Source organism: Paraburkholderia bryophila (assembly GCF_003269035.1).
Taxonomy (GTDB): Bacteria; Pseudomonadota; Gammaproteobacteria; order Burkholderiales; family Burkholderiaceae; genus Paraburkholderia; species Paraburkholderia bryophila.
Genome location: NZ_QLTK01000011.1, coordinates 12,332 through 30,512 on the forward strand (window position 1 = coordinate 12,332; position 18,181 = coordinate 30,512).

General features: G+C 61.9%; 17 protein-coding genes. 4 read left to right on the forward strand and 13 right to left on the reverse strand.

The features are described from left to right. The first annotated feature begins 10 nt into the window (after positions 1-10). Positions 11-982 carry a LysR family transcriptional regulator gene (locus BX591_RS17550; protein WP_111932655.1) on the forward strand — a complete coding sequence of 324 codons (972 nt, stop codon included), beginning with the start codon at positions 11-13 and terminating at the stop codon, positions 980-982. A 121-nt stretch (positions 983-1,103) separates the two neighbouring features. On the opposite strand, the gene BX591_RS17555 is transcribed toward BX591_RS17550, so the two are convergent. The 7 genes from BX591_RS17555 to BX591_RS17585 all read right to left on the reverse strand — a co-directional run bounded on the left by BX591_RS17555 (position 1,104) and on the right by BX591_RS17585 (position 8,656). Further along, positions 1,104-2,270 (reverse strand): porin, encoded by a 1,167-nt coding sequence (locus tag BX591_RS17555; RefSeq protein WP_111932656.1) that lies wholly within the window; start codon positions 2,268-2,270, stop codon positions 1,104-1,106. Between the two features lie 130 nt (positions 2,271-2,400). Continuing rightward, positions 2,401-3,255 (reverse strand): class II glutamine amidotransferase, encoded by an 855-nt coding sequence (locus BX591_RS17560; protein ID WP_111932657.1) that lies wholly within the window; start codon positions 3,253-3,255, stop codon positions 2,401-2,403. Between the two features lie 297 nt (positions 3,256-3,552). Next, positions 3,553-3,918, reverse strand: coding sequence for a response regulator (locus BX591_RS17565; RefSeq protein WP_028196001.1), 366 nt, complete (start codon positions 3,916-3,918; stop codon positions 3,553-3,555). Positions 3,919-3,938: 20 nt separating this feature from the next. Next, a complete protein-coding gene (locus BX591_RS17570; RefSeq protein WP_111932658.1) occupies positions 3,939-4,910 on the reverse strand; it encodes a chemotaxis protein CheX in 972 nt (323 codons plus the stop codon). 37 nt (positions 4,911-4,947) lie between these two features. Beyond that, positions 4,948-5,487 carry a hypothetical protein gene (locus tag BX591_RS17575; protein ID WP_111932659.1) on the reverse strand — a complete coding sequence of 180 codons (540 nt, stop codon included), beginning with the start codon at positions 5,485-5,487 and terminating at the stop codon, positions 4,948-4,950. Next, complete coding sequence (locus BX591_RS17580) at positions 5,484-6,221, reverse strand: methyl-accepting chemotaxis protein (protein WP_111932660.1); 738 nt, start codon at positions 6,219-6,221, stop codon at positions 5,484-5,486. Before BX591_RS17580 ends, BX591_RS17575 begins: the two co-directional genes overlap by 4 nt. A gap of 44 nt (positions 6,222-6,265) precedes the next feature. Next, positions 6,266-8,656, reverse strand: a complete 2,391-nt coding sequence (locus BX591_RS17585; RefSeq protein WP_111932661.1) for an ATP-binding protein — start codon at positions 8,654-8,656, stop codon at positions 6,266-6,268. A gap of 281 nt (positions 8,657-8,937) precedes the next feature. On the opposite strand from BX591_RS17585, the gene BX591_RS17590 reads away from it, so the two are divergent. Beyond that, positions 8,938-10,710 carry a phospholipase D-like domain-containing protein gene (locus BX591_RS17590; RefSeq protein ID WP_111932662.1) on the forward strand — a complete coding sequence of 591 codons (1,773 nt, stop codon included), beginning with the start codon at positions 8,938-8,940 and terminating at the stop codon, positions 10,708-10,710. Positions 10,711-10,788: 78 nt separating this feature from the next. Here BX591_RS17590 and BX591_RS17595 read toward each other — a convergent pair whose 3' ends face one another. From BX591_RS17595 to BX591_RS17610, 4 genes are all read right to left on the reverse strand, one after another. Then, positions 10,789-11,484 (reverse strand): DNA alkylation repair protein, encoded by a 696-nt coding sequence (locus BX591_RS17595; RefSeq protein WP_111932663.1) that lies wholly within the window; start codon positions 11,482-11,484, stop codon positions 10,789-10,791. Positions 11,485-12,293: 809 nt separating this feature from the next. Beyond that, positions 12,294-12,812 (reverse strand): hypothetical protein, encoded by a 519-nt coding sequence (locus BX591_RS17600; protein ID WP_111932664.1) that lies wholly within the window; start codon positions 12,810-12,812, stop codon positions 12,294-12,296. A gap of 214 nt (positions 12,813-13,026) precedes the next feature. Next, positions 13,027-13,506, reverse strand: a complete 480-nt coding sequence (locus BX591_RS17605; protein ID WP_111932665.1) for a nuclear transport factor 2 family protein — start codon at positions 13,504-13,506, stop codon at positions 13,027-13,029. 17 nt (positions 13,507-13,523) lie between these two features. Beyond that, positions 13,524-14,249, reverse strand: a complete 726-nt coding sequence (locus BX591_RS17610; protein ID WP_111932666.1) for a TetR/AcrR family transcriptional regulator — start codon at positions 14,247-14,249, stop codon at positions 13,524-13,526. Positions 14,250-14,357: 108 nt separating this feature from the next. Here BX591_RS17610 and BX591_RS17615 point away from each other — a divergent pair, with 108 nt between their 5' ends. Next, on the forward strand, positions 14,358-15,020 hold the full coding sequence (locus BX591_RS17615; RefSeq protein WP_111932793.1) for a YceI family protein: 663 nt from the start codon (positions 14,358-14,360) through the stop codon (positions 15,018-15,020). Positions 15,021-15,081: 61 nt separating this feature from the next. Here the strand turns inward: BX591_RS17615 and tdh are convergent, their stop codons facing one another. Both tdh and BX591_RS17625 read right to left on the reverse strand, forming a co-directional pair. Then, the gene (gene tdh / locus BX591_RS17620) at positions 15,082-16,113 is read right to left on the reverse strand and encodes an L-threonine 3-dehydrogenase (RefSeq protein WP_111932667.1); all 1,032 of its coding nucleotides are present in this window, start codon (positions 16,111-16,113) and stop codon (positions 15,082-15,084) included. Between the two features lie 13 nt (positions 16,114-16,126). After that, positions 16,127-17,326: a glycine C-acetyltransferase gene (locus BX591_RS17625; protein WP_111932668.1), complete on the reverse strand. Its 1,200-nt coding sequence runs from the start codon at positions 17,324-17,326 to the stop codon at positions 16,127-16,129. A 149-nt stretch (positions 17,327-17,475) separates the two neighbouring features. On the opposite strand from BX591_RS17625, the gene BX591_RS17630 reads away from it, so the two are divergent. Then, positions 17,476-18,120 (forward strand): helix-turn-helix domain-containing protein, encoded by a 645-nt coding sequence (locus BX591_RS17630; protein WP_111932669.1) that lies wholly within the window; start codon positions 17,476-17,478, stop codon positions 18,118-18,120. The last annotated feature ends 61 nt before the right edge of the window (positions 18,121-18,181 follow it).

The window sequence follows — 18,181 nt, forward strand, 5'->3', positions numbered from 1 at the left end:
TCATGAGGCAATCCGGGTGGCAACGCCTGAAAACGACTCTATCGACCGCTTCTTCCGCAGCGGTCTGAAACTACCGCATTTGCGCATACTGGTGAGCCTCGCCGAGCTCGGCCAGGTCACCCGCGTGGCGGCCGCGTTTCACGTGACGCAGCCGGCCATCTCCAAGCAGATCGGTGAAATCGAGGAAGCGTTGGGCGTGCCCGTCGCGAGGCGGGTAGGCAATGCGGTCGAGCTGACCGGCATCGGCAACGTGATAGCCGCGCGCGGCCGCGAGATTCTGCGGCATATCGAACTGGCACGCCGCGACGTCAGCGCGTTGACCACCGGCACGGCCGGTCACGTGCGCTTCGGCGCGGTCACGACGATTCCGCAGCCGTTGATCGCGCACGCGGTCGAACTGTTCATGCGGCGTGCGCCGAGCGCGACGCTGTCGTTCGTCGAAACGACGCTCGACAAGCTGGTCAGGATGCTCGACGAAGGCGAGCTCGATCTCGCGTTAGGACGCAATCGCATCGCCGACAATCAGGACGTGCTGAGCCAGCAGACGCTGCATCGCGAGCCGTTCGTGTTCGTGGTGGGCGCGAGTCATCCGCTCGGCAAGGTCGATCTGCCGGTGAGCTGGAACGATCTGCGCTCAGTGCGTTGGATCACGCCGTTACGCGGCTCGCCCGCCTTTGCGACGCTCGTCGAAGCGCTCGCCGCGCAGGGCATTGCACTCGATCGCGGTGCGCTCGAATCCAGTTCGCTCACGTTGAATCTGTCGCTGCTGATTCGCGGGGACTTCGTGTCGATCCTGCCGCTTTCGGTCGCGCGGCATCACGTGAGCCGTGGGCGCATGCGCGTGCTGCCCCTCGCGCCGCTCGAACCGCTGGGTGAAGTGGTGCTGGTGTGGCGCGCGGATACGTCGGCGCCGGCAGCGGATCTGTTCAGCGACTGCTTGCGGGAATCGTCGTCGGAATTGCTGGAAGGTGAGGCGGAATGACGTGACGGACTCACGGATGGCGTGAAATCCGTCGGCTCCCGAATATCCTCACCTTTGACCGCGATGAAGCCATTCGCGAGCCCGGCCGCCGTGGCGACGGCCGGTGCGCTCATGCAAACAATCAGAACTTGTGACGGATGCCGACCACCGCCAGCTCCTGGCTGCTGGTCCCCGAGTTGACGCCAAAACTGCCGATCGAGGCCTGCGCGCTCACCACCTTGCCGCTCGCGTTCAACGTGTTGCCGCTCGCCTTCTGGTACCCGGCCAGCGCATACAGATCGGTGCGCTTGGATAGCGCGTAATCCGCACCGAGGTTGACCTGGTTGTAATGCGCCGAGCTCGGGCCCGTCAGCGACGTGTAGTTGTAGCCCACCCCCGTGCGCAACGCCGGCGTGATCTGATAGTTGAAGAACACCGAGCCGTTGTTGAACTTCGCCGTGCTGTGGTACGCGGAGAACGCGTCGGTCGCGTACTGCGTGTTCGAATACGCAAGACCGAGCGTTGCCGCGCCGATCACGTACTGTCCACCCACCCGCACGATCTGAATCGACTTCGCGCTCGCGAAGCCCGAGTTGATGACCGTGTTGAACAGCGAGTCGGAACTGCTGGTCCACGTCCGCACGTTGCCGGTCGTCGTATTGCCGCAGTTGGCGTAGAAATAACCGGCGCCCAGCGACAGCGGACCGTTCGCATAGGCCGCGCCGAAGCTGTAGGTTTGACCGTTGCCGCTCGCGCCGGCCACGCCGCCCACGCCATACAACGCCTCGACCTGGAAGCCGGCGAACAGCGGGCTCACGTACTTGATCGAGTTGCTGACGCGCAGGCTGTTGTCGTAGTTATCCAGGTCGCCCGGCGAAGCGAAGGTACCGCCGAAGTAGTTGTCTTCGGTGAGGCCTTGAACCAGATCGACGATCGGATCGTATTGGCGGCCCAACGTGACCGTACCCAACGTGCTGCTCGACAGACCGACCACCGACTTGCGGCCGAATTCGCGGCTGCCCTGGCCCAGCGTGCCGGTGCCGAGGTTGTAGCCGTTCTCGATCTGGAACACCGCGGCGAGACCGCCGCCCAGGTCTTCGGTGCCCTTGAGGCCCCAACGGCTACCGGAGACGTTACCGCTGCTGAACTTCACCAGCGACGACTGGTTCTGGCCGTTCGCACCTTGTGCGTTGTGGACGTAAGCGATGCCGGCGTCGGCGATACCGTACAGCGTGACGCTGCTTTGTGCCTGTGCGCCTGCCGCCAGAAGAAGACCGGCGGGCAATGCGAGGAGAGTAAGACGCTTCATGGTTCGTGTGTTCCCGTATCGATGTTGTATTTGTTTAAAACTGGCGAAACGATACGAGACGAGCGGGCGTCGGCAAACTAACTAAATCTTCGATGAATATGAACGCAACCGTGCGCGACCCCGCTAGCGGTCAGGCCGGCACGGCGGACTGCTCGGAGAGCGCGTATTTCGACGTGGCGAGCACGTCGCCGGGAACGGCGACGTGGGCGCGGCGCACTAGCGCGCCGCTGCGGAACATCAGCAGATCGCCCGGCTGGCAGGCGGTCCACACTTCGTCGGTTAGCGGCGTGGTGGCGATCACCGCGGTGCGATCGGCAGGCGTGCCGCGCTCGGCAAAGTCAACGCTCAGATCGCCGTCGACCAGGCGTGCGCTCGAAAATGGCCAATGGCGAATCACGTACGAGAGTCGCGTCGAGCAATAAGCGAATTGCGCCTGGCCGTTCGACAACACGAAGTTGAAAATGCCGAAGGTGTTCAGCGTGCGCGTCGCCTGTTCGATGACGTTGAACAGGGCGTCGACGTTGTCGGCGCTGGTGTCTGCATTCGCCGCGAAATGCGCGTAGAGGCGGTTCATGATGAAGCAGAACGCGGCTTCGCTGTCGGTCGTGCCGACCGGCGCATAGGGACCGGGCTCCGGTTCGCCGAGCGGCCGCAAATCGCCGTTATGCGCGAATACCCATTGCTGGCCGCGCAACTCGCGCATGAACGGATGGCAGTTCTCGACGCGCGCGCCACCCTGCGTCGCCTTGCGAATATGCGCGACGACATTGCGTGACTTGATCGGATAGTTTTTCAGAAAGGCCGCGACCGGCGACTGATACGCCGGCTTTTCGTCGACGAACACGCGGCACGCGCGGTCTTCGTAGAACGCCACGCCCCAGCCGTCGACATGATGGTCGGTGAGACCGCCGCGCGCGGCGAAACCCGTCAGCGAGAAACTGACGTCGGTGGGTTCGGCGCAGCTCAAGGCGAGCAATTGGCACATGTCGGCCTCGCCTCAAGCGGCCTGCGCCGGCAGACGCATGGGCATGGGCATTGGCACAGCCCCAGCCACGAACGAGGCGACCGCATCCGCCATTACGGCGCCAGCACTGCCTGAAGGTATCGCGGCCATCACTCGTCGTCCCGGGTCGTTCACAGTCATTGGGAGACTAGCGTGTTTCAACCGCCGCCGTTATAGCGAATCATGCTTTGCAAATCACGGGCGGGCGGCTCCCGAAAAACCTCACCTTTGGCGAAACCCCGCGCGTTGACCGCGCTTTTGCCGCCGCTCTTACCGATTTCAGCTCGCCAGCTTGCGGAACGTTTCCAGCACCGCGTCGCCCTTGAACGGCTTGACGATCCAGCCCTTGACGCCCGCCGCCTTACCGCGCTCCTTCATGGCCGGGCTGCTTTCCGTCGTCAGCATGATCACGTTGACGGTCGTATTCGCGAGTTCGCCGCGAATCTTCTCGACCATCGTCAGGCCGTCCATGTTCGGCATGTTGACGTCGCTAATCACCAGCTTTATGCCGGGGCTGGCCTTCAGCTTGGCGAGGCCATCCTTGCCGTCCACGGCCGTATCGACGTCCAGGCCGTTCTTCTTCAGAAAGCCGGCCACTTCGTCGCGCACCGTGCTCGAGTCATCCACCACCAGAATTTTCGACATGATTTTTCCTATGACAACAATCAGAACAGATCCAGTTCGCCCGCTTCGACCATGGCGCCGACGTCGTCCGTGACTTCCTTGAAGTCTTCCGGCGACCAGCTCAGGCTGAACACAAAACGTTGATGCAATTTGACCGAGCGACCCGACTGCGGGTCCTTCAGCCAATACATGAAGCACAATTGCGGATTGCCGCTGCCGAACGAGATGTAGCGGTGCTTGTGATTCACCAGCAGCGGCACCTGCACCTGGCTGCGCTGCCAGGCGTCCGCGTCGCCGACATAGCGGTTCTTGAACGACCCCCAGATCAGGTTCGTCACCTCGCCGAGCACGCCATTCAGATCGCGGAAGTCCGCTTCGCCGTCCGGCGCCTGGTCGACCATCCGGTAGCGATCGAGCAGGTCGAGGATCGGCGCCTCTTCGGCCTGCATCATCATGTAGCCGCGACACCACGCGCTTTCCAGCGGAATCAGGCTGAACACTTCGCCGAAGATGATGCGGTCGCGCACGATATACGGCGTGTCGCACGTAATGACGAGATCCTTGAACACGTCGCCGAGAATCGCCTGCGTCATGTCGGCGATACCGCGCACCAGCGCGTTCGGGTAGTCCAGACTGAAAATGTATTCGTCGATCACCTGGCGCAGCGGCGCCATGTCGTGTCCGACATAGGCGGCGCAGATCACCCGGCGCAGACTCTCCGGCAAGCTGTCCACACTGGCCTCGCTATCGCGCCGCATGATGATCGGCAACTCGGGGCGCACCGCGTTGATCCGGATGGCGATCTCGGCGCTGGCTTCGAGCGAGCCGCCATAGCTCTCGGAGAACAGCACCGCGCCCAGATCGATATTCGAGCGCAGCACCGACTGCAACCGGCTCTTGCCGACTTTCACGCCGACCAGATTGTTCTCGTCGCAAAACCGCTTCAGCGCTTCTTTGTGCGCCGGCGAGTCGTCCAGCACCAGCACCTTGCTGACCGGCTTGTTCATGTTCATGTCGCGTTCCTGCTCACTGCGGCAAATCGCCGGGTCGTTAAAACAATTCCAGCTCGCCGCTGGTTTCTTCAAGCGCGCTTGTATCCGCAACGAAATCGATCGGCGCATGCGCGCAGACGCACACCGTCGCGGCGAGACGCACGTCGCCGTTGAGCGTGATCGCGTACGACGACAGCAGCCCCGGCTTCAATTCATGCAGATGCGGCAGGCAACGCGCGTTCAGCACATACGGCGTCGACATGCCGAGGTCGGGAAAGTGGTTCAGCAATTCCTGATTCATCGCCCCGCAGCAGAGATTGCAGATTTCCAGAAAGACTTCCTTGAACGAGCGCTCGTCGGCCTCTTTCAGGTAGTACTGGCGCGCGCTGTCGTTTTCGTCGAAATGGAGAATCAGCAACAGCCGGTACACGATCGACGAAATGGTCAGAACGACCACCTGCGTATCCTGGGTCGTGCCGGCGCTCGCGTCGTCGATCGGTGCGATCTCGAACAGGTCGCCCGAATCCAGCGGCAAGCGCGCCTGCGCCGCCTTGCGGAAAATGCGGTCGAAGCTGTCCTTGGCGTGGTCCGAAATCACGCCGGCACCTGATGCAGCTTCGCGTAAAACTGATTGGCAAGCGACTCGACGCTCGCCAGCGACGCCGAGATCATCTTGCCGCCCGCCTGAATGTCCTGGAACGTCGACGTGGTGGTCAGGTCGTTGCGATGCAGACTGTCGCGATAGCTCTTCGACAACTCTTCGGAGCGCGCCGCGAGCGCGCGCACTTCGCTGGCCACCACCGCGAAACCGCGGCCCGCCGGACCCGCACGCGCCGCTTCGATCGACGCGTTCAGCGACACGATCACTACATGCCGCACGATCGACGACAACTCCTGATTCTTCGCGTGCATGTCGTGGTTCTGCGTCATCAGCGAAATCATCTGCTCGTGCCAGCGCTCGAAGGTCGCGCCCAGCCCTTTCAGACGCGCGGCTTCGCTGGCGATACGCTGAGCCTGCTGGGTCCACTGATCCTTGTCGCCGGCGAGCGCGTCGAGTGTCGCGCGCAGTTCCTCGGCGCTGGCAGACTGCTGCCGCAACTCGTCGCGCAACTGGTCGGTCAGCGCGAGCAGTTCCTGCTCGGCCTGCTCGCGCTGACGCAGCACGTCGCCATGGTCGACCTGCTGGGCCATCAGCGTATTGATCCGGGCTTCCGCTTCGGCACGCAGACGTGCGGCCAGCTTCGCGCTATGCAGCTTGTGGAGGGCAAACGCCAGCAGTGCGGTGATCGCGCTGCCGGCTGCTGCTGCCGCTAAACCATACTGTTGAATCACAACCATTCCTTGCGAAGTTCATCGCGACACGTATCGACCCGTGCTCAGTCCGCCATCGCGTCGAGTTTCAGTTCGCCGGTTTCACCGCGCGCGTTCACGCCGAGCGTATCCACCGCGAAGCTGTCCGGCAGGCAAACGATCGTCTGGAACTGACGGAATGCCGCGCCCTTGTGATCGTCGGTGAACCGCAGTTCGATGCTGCCGTGCTCGCGCTTGAGGAAAGCCCGCACCGCGTCCATGCCAACACCGCGGCCCGAGACTTCCGTGACCGTTTCCGCGGTCGAGAAACCCGGCCGGAAAATGAAATCGGCAATCGTCTCGTCGCTGAGTGGTTCGTCGCTGTCGATCCAGCCGCGTTCCGCCGCGATGCCGCGAATCCGTTCGAGCGCGAGGCCGCGGCCGTCGTCGCTCAGCGTGATCTGCAGTGCGCCGCTATCCACGCCGACTTCGATATCGATCGTGCCGGCCGGCGTCTTACCGTGCGCAGCGCGCACGTCCGCGGTTTCAATGCCGTGATCCATCGAATTGCGTAGCAGATGCATGAACACGTCGTTCAGCGTGCGGCCCGCCTGGCCACGCAGACGGTAGCCGTTGTCGTCGATCCGCACCTCCGGCGCCGGCTTGCCCAATTCGCTTGCCAGCGACGGCAGTGAATCCAGCACGCCCGACAGCGCGTCGGCCACGCTCTCGCTGCCCAGCCCCCGCAGCGTGCGGCGCATCGCATCGCGCATGGATTGCAGTTCGTGCAGTTCGCCCGCGTTGGTCTGGTCCAGCATGCTGAGCGTGCGTTGAATGTCGTCTTTCTCGACCATCACGAAGCGGCCGGCGTTGCCCGCTTCGTTGGCCGGCCCCTTACCCTTGCGGCCGAGGCTATGCTCGTTGATCTTCGCGTAGCTTTCGATCGCTTCACGCACGCGCGTCAGTTCCTGCATCAGGTGATCCTGATCCCACGGGCGGTCCGCGTCCGGCTGGCGCAGCTCGTGATAGCTCTGCTCGGTTTCGTGCACGACGTTGGTCAGATGCTGCAGGTTATACGTGCGCGCATTGCCCTTGATGGTGTGCATGTTGCGGAACAGCTCGGCAATTGCCGCGTGATCCGCCTCCGAATGCTTGCGGATAATGCGCTCGTTCTCACTGATAAACCCGGCCGAGCTTTCGATGAAGTGATGGAACTTCTCTTCGCTGACCGCGAGAATCTCGCCGATCATGTCGAGGCGACGACGCTGTTCGCTGGCTTGCGCCGCGAGCTTGCGCAATTCGGTGACGTCGCGCACGCACAGCATCAGGCGCACGATCACGTCGTTTTCGTCGGTAATCGCCGACCAGCTCAGGTCGAGGATTTTCGCGCGACCGTCGGGCATGCGCTTCGAAATCTCACCGATCAGCAGATGCTGGTTGAACACGAAGTTCATGCAGTCTTCGCCAAGGCACGCATGCGCGGCGGCGTCGACCTGCGAGAGCGCGTCCGAACCGAGATCGGTATCGCCGAACACGAGGTCCATCAGGCCGCGGCCGGCAATATCTTTCGTTTCGAAGATGTCTTCCAGATACGCCGAGTACTCCGAGTGGATCACCGCGCCGTCGACCACGGTCAGAATACCTTGCTGCATGTTCTGCAACATCGCCTGAATGTCGGCGGTTTTCTGCTTCAGTTGCGCCGAGCTTTCCTGAATCTTCTCGATCATGCCGTTGAACGCGACGATCGAATGACCGATCTCGTCGAGCCGGCCCACCGGCACGCGGCGCGTGAAGTCCTGGCTCGACGCGATCTCGCTCATCATGGCCTGCATGCGGCTCAGCGGACGGGTGATCTGGCGGTACAGCAGCGAGCCGATCGACGTCAGCAGAATGATCGCGATGCCGGTGACGATCGCAATCGCCGTGGTCGTGGTGGACAACGTGGCGTTCAAGGCCGTGATCGCGTCGTCTTTCTGGCGATTCTTCTCGACGCGCAAGGTCTCGACAATGCCTTCGAGTTCATCGCGATATTGCGCGACGTTGGCGAACAGATAGGCCTGGGCGAGTTCGTTCTTGCCGTCGGCCTTCATCTTGGCCGTTTCGGTGATCGCGGAAAAATAGTTCTCGAGGCTGTCGTTGGCTTGCGAAACCAGACCTTGCTGCGCATGGCTCGCGGCGTCTTTCGCCTGCACGGCGAGCGCCTGTTGCAACGAGGCTTTCTTCTTCTTCAACTCGTCCTGCGCCTGCGTCACCATGTTGGCGTCGGGCGCGTAGACCAGCGTCATGGTGGCCAGTTGCACGTCCTTGACTTGCGAGACGAGGTCGGCGGAAGCGAGCGCGCTGGGCACCACGCCTTCCGTCACCTTGCGTACTTCAGCCGCGCTGCCGCGCGTCTGATAAACGGCGTAGCCGCCGATCGCCGACAAGGCGACGAACATCAAAACAACCAATAGCGTAATGCGATGACGGATAGTCATTTGAACCCCCCGGGGTCTGGCCTTCGCGTCAACCCTCGATCGGAGCAGCGCGTTTTGTGCGGAATATGGACTGACTTGCAGCGCTGCGGAGTATTGCCGAGGTTTGTTACTAAGCGATGACTACACTCCTGTTGCGATTCGCATTAAGAATTGCTAAAAAAAGAGCTAAAGTTTTTGAATGAAAAGCCGATAACCCTTCTCCGGCAATATTTGCGATTGTCACCATTCCAACAAACTGCGCGGCCAGACTGAAACGCCATTCGTTATCGTGGAGTCCACTGATGAACGTCAGCGTCCGCAGCTACCTGTCCCCGACCCTTGTTCTGCTCGCCTTTGACTGGCCCGACGGCGCGATACGTCGAGATTTCCTCGGCTTCGCGATCAAACGGACACCGGGCTTTCTGTCGGCCGATGGGCAGGAACGGGAGGCGAGCAGTTGGCTGCCCAATCGGCTCACGTTCACCGGCGTCGTGCCGGACACGCAAAAAGACGCGCCCTCGAATGAGGCGCCTATTCAGAAATTCATGTGGTGGGATGCGCGAATCGACGAAGCGGATCGGCAAAAGTCATTCACTTATCTTGTCTATCCGGTTGTCGGTACAGCGGGCGCGCCGCAATTGCTGGACGCGCAAAAGGCCGAATGCCGGTTGACATTGCCGGCGCACATCGAAGCGAATGTCGGCTCGTGGTTCAATCGCGCCGTGGTCAGTTCACAAGCGTTCTCGCGCAAGGTTGCCGCGTTGCATCTGGCGCCGCATGCGGCACCGTCGGCCGAGCAGGCGTTAAGCCTGCGTACCTGGCTCGCGAACGACTTGCAGGACGTCTTCGCGCTGACGCTCGGCCACGCGCATCGCGCGGCGTCAGCGGTGTATCACCTGACCGATCCGCTGTGGGCGATTCCCGCTTTCGAAGCGTTCGGCAAGAAGGCAGGCAAGGCCGCGTTGGCGATCGTGTACGACTCACATGAGGTGGAGCAGAAGGGTAAGCCGCCGGCGCCTTCGCCGAACCAGCCCGCCGTCGACCAACTCGCCGACGTCGCCACCTTTGCGCCACGCGACAAGACGCACATCATGCACGACAAGTTCATCGTCGTGGATGACGGTAATGGGCACGCATCGCCCGCGCGCGTACTCACAGGTTCCGCCAATTTCACCACCGAAGGCATCACCGAACAGGCCAACGTGCTGCATCTGTTCGAGTCGCCGGAATTGGCCACGCTTTACAGTGATCGCGCCGAAGCGCTCGCGGGTAATCCGGGAATTGCCGACACCGCGAACCTCACGCCGGGTTGGTCCGACTCGATTCAGGTAGGTAGCGCCAAGGTGCGCGTTTGCTTTTCGCCGGAGCCGAAGACGTCGCGCATGCAGATCGATACGATCGTCGACGCTATCGACAACGCGAAGCATTCGGTGGTGTTCTGCCTGTTCATGCCGACCGACGCGCCGCTGCGCGATGCCTGCTTCGCGGCGGGCGACAAGGGCAAGATGATGTTCGGCCTGGTCAATCACATCAGCGCGAAGTCGGCCGACGAAGCCGATGCCGCGCAGAGAGCGGGCAAAACTGTCGCGACCACGGCGTTGGCCAACATGGCGTTGTACCACCGCGGCCGCGACAAGCACGACGTGATCGACGCCGAGTATTTTTCACCGGCCACCGTGCCGGCAGGGTTCGAACCGGAAATGCGCGTGTTTCCCGGCGAGCATGCGCCGAGCTACGCGCCGGTCATCATCCACCACAAGTTTCTGGTGATCGACGCGGAGGGCGCGAATCCGATCGTCTATACCGGCTCGGCGAATATGAGCAACAACTCCGAACACTTCAACGACGAGAACCTGCTGGAGATCCGCGATCGGCGCATTGCAGGTATTTATCTTGCCGAGTTTCTGCGGCTGTATGAGCATTACCGGGCACGCGCGTTGGCGATCCGGCAAAAGGTCGACGGCACGCACGAGCGATTGATGCTGGCGCCGGATGGGTCGTGGGCGAAGAAGTATTTCGTTGCGGGAAGCCCGGAGGCGAAGGCGCGGGTTGCGCTGGCGAACGGGGGGGATTGAGTCGGGGCGTGCGGGGATACGTAAGCCGTGAGCGGCACCACAGGTTCTGGTGGTTGCCGCGTTTCGTCAATCCGCTCGTCAGCGATGCGCCGGCAAATGCTTCGACGCCTCGCGCACGGTGAGCGGTGACATGAGGTCGCCGGAAGCCGACAGAAAGCCGCTCACCGCTTGAGGCGCGTGCCACGCGTAATCCCGCAGCGCCCAGCCGATCGCTTTGCGGATGAAGAAATCGCTTTCGGCCGCAAGCGACTGCGCATAGCCGAACAGACGCGCTTCGTCGGTGTGATCGCGCCAGCCGAGTTGATGAATCATCGCCACACGTCGCACCCACAGCGATTCGTGCTGAAGCGCCGCATCCATGATGGCCTGGGCCTGCGGCGTGTGCGTTCGGGCCGCCTTCAGCACGTCGCCGATCACGCCCGCGAGCGGATCGACGCAATCCCACCAGCAAGCGCGCTGCACGATCGCCAGTAGCGGCTCGATATCCGCCACCGCCAGCGTCTTCCACTTGCGCGCCAGCAGGTCGGTCGCGACGTATTGATATTCGCGCGCCGGCATCGTCCACACGGCATGCGCGCACGCCAGTAAATGCTCGGCGTTCTCCACCTCCAGCCGCTTGAATACCGGCAGCACCGCTTGTCGACGCAGCGGCGTGGGCACGCCGATGAAAACGAACTGATCGCGCATGTAGGCGCGCATCGCAGGGGCTCGCTGCGCGTCGGCGAGCGGGCCGAGCGCGGCTTTGATCTCTTTGGCGAAGGTCTTGGGTGTCATGGGAGAAAGCACTCCACGTGAATTTTTTGACTGCGTTCAGCGCTGCCGCATGATCTCAGGCTGTTCGTTTCCGACCGGTTCGTTTATGCGGATCGCCGCCGAACAAGCGGACCACATGCTCCCGCATTCCCTCACCTTTGGATTTAAAGTGCGCGGACAGGTAGCGATATTCTCACCTCGCCATATCCCGAATCTTCTCACCTTTGGAGTTGAGGCCGTTCCGGTTTGCCACCGCCTTTTCTGATAGCGACGAAGAGACCCCCTGGAAATCCTCACCCTATCGAAGGTGCGGGCTCCGAGCGAAGTTGACTCACCTCCTGGAATCGCTCACCTTTTGCAAGCGACCTCCTGGAACGTCTCACCTCAATTCGGTTGGTGCGTATTAAAGGTGTCAGGCGATTCTTCGTGCGACGGGCTGCCTCACGAAGAAATAGGGGCTACGTCAAGCCACTTTCGTCAAATCAGGTTAAATCTGGCTCCTGGATAATCTCACCGCGAGTCACGACGATGCCGTCTCCTGGAACGCCTCACCGTTCGTCGTGGTGAAGTCACTGACTCGAAAACGCTCACCGCTTGCTGAGGCGATCTCATCTCCTGGAACGTCTCACCGCTAGTCACGGTGAACTCGTTTCCGTGGAAATCTTCACCGCATAGGGCAACGGTGCGATCTCCTGGAATTCCTCACCAGTGAGCGCGGTGACGCCGTTTCCCTGGAAATCCTCACCGCTTGTCGAAATGGCGTATCTCCTGGAATTCCTCACCATCCTGGAAACGTTCACCTATTCACGGTGAAGAACCACGCCACACAATCAGAACTTCACCTTCACCTGAAACCCAATGGTGAACGGAAGATGATCCGACGGAATCGGTGGAATCACGATGAAGTTCGCGCCCACGCGTTTGTACTCGACCATGACGATCGGCGCGAGCACCGGCCCGATCGTATGATCGCGGCCCAAGCCCCAGTTGCCATAGTTATAGCCGGAGATGATCCCGCCCATCGCCGCGAGCCGCACGATGCCCCAGTGCGCGAACTCCGGCGCCCAGACACCGCCGCCGTAATAAGAAGGGCGGCGCAGCGAGTTGCGAAAGCCGCCGGCCGTCAGCGCCCACTGGTTGTTCAGCCAGCATTCGACACCGAGGCCTGGGTTGAATTGCTCGAAGTGAGTGCCGGGATCGGGATCGATGTGATACGAGCCGAGCATCGCGTCGACCCACACGCCACCGTCGCACCAGCTTCCGGCGTGCGCCGCGGATGCCGCGGCGAGGCTCGCGACGAATGCAATCGCGGTATGTCGAATAGTCTTCCTGATCTGCCGAAAATACATGTCTTCTCCGCCACCGGTCGAGCGCCGGCGTCATCTATGTTCTGGATAGTCGTGCTTGCCGCCCGTCGCGCACTGTACCTCAACCCGCACGGACCATGTGGAGGACACGCTCGGACGCGCGGGCACAAGTCGTCCCCTGCCGCCTGGAAGCAGAACAATACCGGAGAACCGATGGCAGAGCCGTGAAGACGCGGCGGCTTTCTCGAAGGCGCGGTTAAAGACCGAGGTCGGACAAACTCGGATGATCGTCCGGACGACGTCCGAGCGGCCAGTGATACAGACGGTCGGCTTCGCGGATCGGCATGTCGTTGATGCTCGCGTGGCGGTGCGCCATCAAGCCATGCTCGTCGAACTCCCAATTCTCATTACCGTAGGAGCGGAACCAGTTGTTCGAATCGTCGTGCCATTCGTAGGCAAAGCGGACGGCGATACGGTTATCGGTGAACGCCCAGAGTTCCTTGATCAGACGGTAGTCGAGCTCCTTCGCCCATTTGCGGCGCAAGAGGCCAACGATCTCCGCGCGGCCATTGGTGAACTCAGCACGATTGCGCCAGATGCTGTCGACGGTATAGGCGAGCGACACGCGCTCCGGGTCGCGGGTATTCCAGCCATCTTCAGCGGCACGCACTTTCTGGATCGCGGTTTCGCGCGTGAACGGCGGCAGCGGCGGGCGGGTTTCGGTCGGGTCGGCCATGATGTTTCCTCACTCGGTCAGGTTGCGGTGCGCGGGACGCGCGGGCGTTTACTTGGGTTGGTCGGTTTGCCTGGCGTGCCGGGTTGGCTCGAAGACGCTGTGGTCGCTTTCCCTGCGGGCGCGTCGGCGTTGCTGGCGGACTCCGCCTCCAATACGGTGCGCGCTACGGCCTGAGCATCGCGTGCCGCATCGGAGTCGCCGCTCACCAGCGCCACGGCAATCGCGCCATCGAGCAGCACTAGCCACTGACGCGACAGACGCGCGACACGGCGGCCCTCCATGCCCGACTCCGCCGCGAACTCATCGCACTGAGTCCGCACGAATTCGAGCAGGCGCTCTTTATGTTTGCGCGCGACGATCCGGATCGGATCGTCCGCCGAGGCAATTTCGCCGGCCGCGTTCAGGAACGCGCAGCCGTGAAAATCCGCCGACTCGAACCATTCGCGCAGCACGTCGAACATGCCCAGCAGACGTTTTCGAGCCGTCCTGCCGCGTTGCTGCGTACCGGCGATAAACCAGTTCATCCAGCGTTCGTCACGCCGTTCGAGTGCCGCCGTCACCAGCGCATCTTTCGATTCGAAGTGCGTGTAAAAGCTTTTCCGTGCGGTGCCGGACTGCTTGACGATCGCGTCCACACCGGTGGCATGGATGCCGCCGGCGTAAATCAACGCCTCGGCCGCGTCGAGCAACCGGTCGCGCGCGCTGCCTGACGCCGTGGATTCTGATTGAGGGTCGTTAGCCATGTGCGAAGAGTAGAACGATCATTCTCCTTCGTCAAGTGTCGATGTGTTTTGCGGATGAGGAACGCGACCTGCTATCTTGATCGTGATCGGTCAACCGGAATGAACGTCATGAACTCATCGACAGTGCGCGTCAGCTTGGCGCGCGCCTTAAAGCGAGGCTTGCTCGGCGCAATACTGCTAGGCGCGGCGGCCTGCACGCCGATTCAGGTGCTCACGCATTCGGTCAGCCAGAACGAGGCCCGCGTGCCGGCCGGGCGCTACGAGGTCGACCCGAACCATACCAGCGTGACGTTCGACATCGACCACTTCAAGTACACGCGCTTTCAGATCCGCTTCGATCGCAAGAAGGGACAACTCGACTGGAACGAAGGCGGCCTGGATAAGAGCACGACATCGATCACGATCGACGCCGCGAGCATCGATACGAACGTGCCGCTGCTCGACAAGATGGTGAAAAGCGCCAGCCTGCTCGACGTGGAGCGCTATCCGGAGATTCGCTTTGTGAGCACGCGTTTTGAGCGCACGGGTGAATCGCGCGGCACGTTGACGGGCGATCTGACGATTCACGGCGTCACGCAGCCCGTGACGCTCGATGTCACGTTCAACGGCTTCGCCCCCGATCCGTTGACGAAGCAAGACACGCTCGGTTTTTCAGCCGAGGGGCATTTCAGCCGCGCGAAGTTTGGTTTGGCGACATGGTATCCGGCCGTGGGCGACGATATTCATGTGCGCATTCAGGCGGAGTTCGTGAAAACGCCCGCAGGCGGGTGAGCGCGCTGCGGGCGTTTTGGTGTCGTTGCGTTGTGTTGCGCTGCGTTATTGCTGGGCTAACTCAAGCGGTCGTCCAATCGAGAATCACCTTGCCGCTCTCGCCTGAAAGCATCGTGGCAAACGCTTCCTGATAGTCGTCCACCTTGAAATGGTGCGTCAGGATCGGCGACAGATCCAACCCGCTCTGCAGCATCGCGACCATCTTGTACCAGGTCTCGAACATCTCGCGGCCATAAATGCCCTTGATTTCGAGGCCTTTGAAAATCACCTGCGTCCAGTCGATCGCGGTCTGCGCCGGCGGAATACCGAGCAACGCAATCTTGCCGCCATGGTTCATCGCTTCGAGCATGCTGGTGAACGCGCTCGGTACGCCGGACATTTCAAGGCCGACGTCGAAACCTTCGGCCATGTGCAGATCCGCCATGACGTCGCGCAGCGTTTCGCGCGAGACGTTCACCGCACGCGTCGCGCCCATCTTGCGCGCGAGTTCGAGCCGGTAATCGTTGACGTCGGTAATCACCACATTGCGCGCGCCGACATGTTTCGCGATCGCCACCGCCATGATGCCGATCGGTCCAGCACCGGTAATCAGCACGTCTTCGCCGACCAGATTGAACGACAGCGCCGTGTGCGTGGCATTGCCGAACGGATCGAAAATCGCGGCGAGGTCGTCGGAAATCTCGGGCGGAATCTTGAACGCGTTGAAGGCCGGAATCACCAGGTATTCGGCGAACGCGCCCTCGCGATTCACGCCGACACCCACCGTGTTGCGGCACAAATGCCGACGACCAGCGCGGCAATTGCGACAGAACCCGCACGTGATATGCCCTTCGCCCGACACGCGATCGCCGATCGCAAAGCCGCGCACTTCCTGGCCCATCTCCACGATTTCACCCACGTATTCGTGACCGACATGCATCGGCACCGGAATCGTTTTTTGCGCCCAGTCGTCCCACTTCCAGATGTGAATGTCGGTGCCGCAAATCGCGGTGCGCGTGATGCGGATCATCACGTCGTTGTGACCGACTTCAGGTTTCGCGACATCCGTGAGCGTCAGGCCCGGTGCGCGTTCAAGTTTTGCCAATGCTTTCATGTGCGGCTCCGGATCAGATCACGCCAAGTTCACGGCCAACGCGTGCGAACGCATCCACGGCGCGATCGATCTGCTCCGTGGTGTGCGCGGCGCTCATCTGCGTGCGGATGCGTGCGCGACCCTTCGGCACCACCGGGAACGAAAAGCCGATCACGTAGACGCCTTCCTTCAACAAGGCATCGGCCATCTTCGAGGCGAGTTGCGCGTCGCCGAGCATGACTGGAATGATCGGATGTTCGCCGGGCACGAGCGTGAAGCCAAGCGCGCTCATCTTGCCGCGGAAGTGCGCGCCGTTTTCGCGTACGCGTGCGCGCAGTTGCGCGCCTTCCTCGCTGGCGAGTAGTTCGAGCACTTTCAGCGACGCGGCGGCGATGCTCGGCGTCAAAGTGTTCGAGAACAGATAGGGACGTGAGCGCTGGCGCAACAGCTCGACGATTTCCTTGCGCGCCGCGACGTAACCGCCCGATGCACCACCCAGCGCTTTACCCAACGTACCCGTGATGATGTCGACGCGCGACAGCACCCCGCAATGTTCCGGCGTACCGCGGCCGTGTTCGCCGACGAAACCCACCGCGTGCGAATCGTCGACCATCACCAGTGCGCCGTAGCGGTCGGCCAGATCGCAGATGCCGGCGAGGTCGGCGATGATGCCGTCCATCGAGAACACGCCGTCGGTCGCGATCAGTTTGAAGCGAGCGCCGGCGGCGTCGGCTTCTTTCAGCCGCGCTTCGAGATCGGCGAGGTCGTTGTTCTTGTAGCGAAAGCGCTTCGCCTTCGACAGCCGCACGCCGTCGATAATGCTGGCGTGGTTCAATTCGTCGCTAATAATCGCGTCGTTATCGTCGAGCAGTGTTTCGAACAGGCCGCCGTTTGCGTCGAAACAACTGGAGTAGAGAATACAGTCGTCCGTTTGCAGGAACGCGGCGAGCGCCGACTCGAGTTCCTTGTGCACGCTTTGCGTGCCGCAAATGAAACGCACCGACGCCATACCGAAGCCGTCGTGATCCAGGCCTTGCTTGGCGGCTTCGATCAGACGCGCGTCGTCGGCGAGTCCCAGATAGTTGTTCGCGCAGAAATTCAACACGCCCGCACCGTTGGCGAGACGGATATCGGCCGACTGCGGGCTGGCGATCACGCGTTCATTCTTGTAAAAGCCGTCAGCGCGGATCTGCTCGAGTGTGCCGCGCAGATGGGCGAGGTATTGGTCACGCATGAACCAGACTCCTGAAATGGGTGAGAGCGCCCGGGTCAGCGTGTTCGGCATGTGCGACCACGAGGCGGCCTGTTATAGTCGGCTGTCAGTTTTAGCGGATATTTTCGTTTTTTCGAACTAAAATCCGATATATCGAACAACTCTAAACGATGGGTCAGGAAATGGCAAGTTCGGGTATTCGCCGCGCCGCGGCCGCTGCGGCGTCTGTTGCGGGCGCGGCCGCGGGTCCGGTGGCCGCAATCGCGGCGCCGCCGCGTGTCGGCGAACACATTCAGCGTCTGCGCGCCGAACGGCGCATGACGCTCGACGATCTGTCGCGCGCAGCCGGCGTGTCGAAGTCCATGCTATCTGAGATCGAGCGCGACAAGGCGAATCCGACTATCGCGGTCGCCTGGCGGCTGACCAATGCGCTCGGCGTTAGTCTCGATTCGCTGTTCGCGCCGCAAAAGACGCCGGAGGCGATCGCCGTCTCCGGTCCGCACGACATTCCCACGCTGAGCGGGCACGAAGCCAAGTATCAATTGCGGGTGTGGGGGCCGATCGAGCTGGCCGGCAAGTTCGAGTGGTACGAATTGACGCTGCAAGCGGGCGGGGCGTTGGTGTCGAACGCGCACGAACCCGGTACGCGTGAACATCTGACTGTGCTGCATGGCTCGATTGAAATCGAGGCGGCCGGTACAACGAAACGGCTCAAGACGGCGGACACGGCGCGTTACGTCGCCGACGAGCCGCATGCGATCCGCAACACCGGCAAGGGCGAGGCGAAAGCCCTGTTGGTGGTGATTCACGGCTGACGCGGCCGCTCACCGTTAGTCGCGCGTGGCGAGAGTGGCTGTTCGGCGGATGAGGTTGCAC

Excerpts from the sequence above, each read along its gene's own strand:
- BX591_RS17555 (WP_111932656.1), bottom strand. The coding sequence starts at position 2,270 with ATGAAGCGTCTTACTCTCCTCGCATTGCCCGCCGGTCTTCTTCTGGCG.
- BX591_RS17560 (WP_111932657.1), bottom strand. The coding sequence starts at position 3,255 with ATGTGCCAATTGCTCGCCTTGAGCTGCGCCGAACCCACCGACGTCAGT.
- BX591_RS17565 (WP_028196001.1), bottom strand. The coding sequence starts at position 3,918 with ATGTCGAAAATTCTGGTGGTGGATGACTCGAGCACGGTGCGCGACGAA.
- BX591_RS17570 (WP_111932658.1), bottom strand. The coding sequence starts at position 4,910 with ATGAACATGAACAAGCCGGTCAGCAAGGTGCTGGTGCTGGACGACTCG.
- BX591_RS17585 (WP_111932661.1), bottom strand. The coding sequence starts at position 8,656 with ATGACTATCCGTCATCGCATTACGCTATTGGTTGTTTTGATGTTCGTC.
- BX591_RS17590 (WP_111932662.1), top strand. The coding sequence starts at position 8,938 with ATGAACGTCAGCGTCCGCAGCTACCTGTCCCCGACCCTTGTTCTGCTC.
- BX591_RS17595 (WP_111932663.1), bottom strand. The coding sequence starts at position 11,484 with ATGACACCCAAGACCTTCGCCAAAGAGATCAAAGCCGCGCTCGGCCCG.
- BX591_RS17600 (WP_111932664.1), bottom strand. The coding sequence starts at position 12,812 with ATGTATTTTCGGCAGATCAGGAAGACTATTCGACATACCGCGATTGCA.
- BX591_RS17605 (WP_111932665.1), bottom strand. The coding sequence starts at position 13,506 with ATGGCCGACCCGACCGAAACCCGCCCGCCGCTGCCGCCGTTCACGCGC.
- BX591_RS17610 (WP_111932666.1), bottom strand. The coding sequence starts at position 14,249 with ATGGCTAACGACCCTCAATCAGAATCCACGGCGTCAGGCAGCGCGCGC.
- BX591_RS17615 (WP_111932793.1), top strand. The coding sequence starts at position 14,358 with ATGAACTCATCGACAGTGCGCGTCAGCTTGGCGCGCGCCTTAAAGCGA.
- tdh (WP_111932667.1), bottom strand. The coding sequence starts at position 16,113 with ATGAAAGCATTGGCAAAACTTGAACGCGCACCGGGCCTGACGCTCACG.
- BX591_RS17625 (WP_111932668.1), bottom strand. The coding sequence starts at position 17,326 with ATGCGTGACCAATACCTCGCCCATCTGCGCGGCACACTCGAGCAGATC.
- BX591_RS17630 (WP_111932669.1), top strand. The coding sequence starts at position 17,476 with ATGGGTCAGGAAATGGCAAGTTCGGGTATTCGCCGCGCCGCGGCCGCT.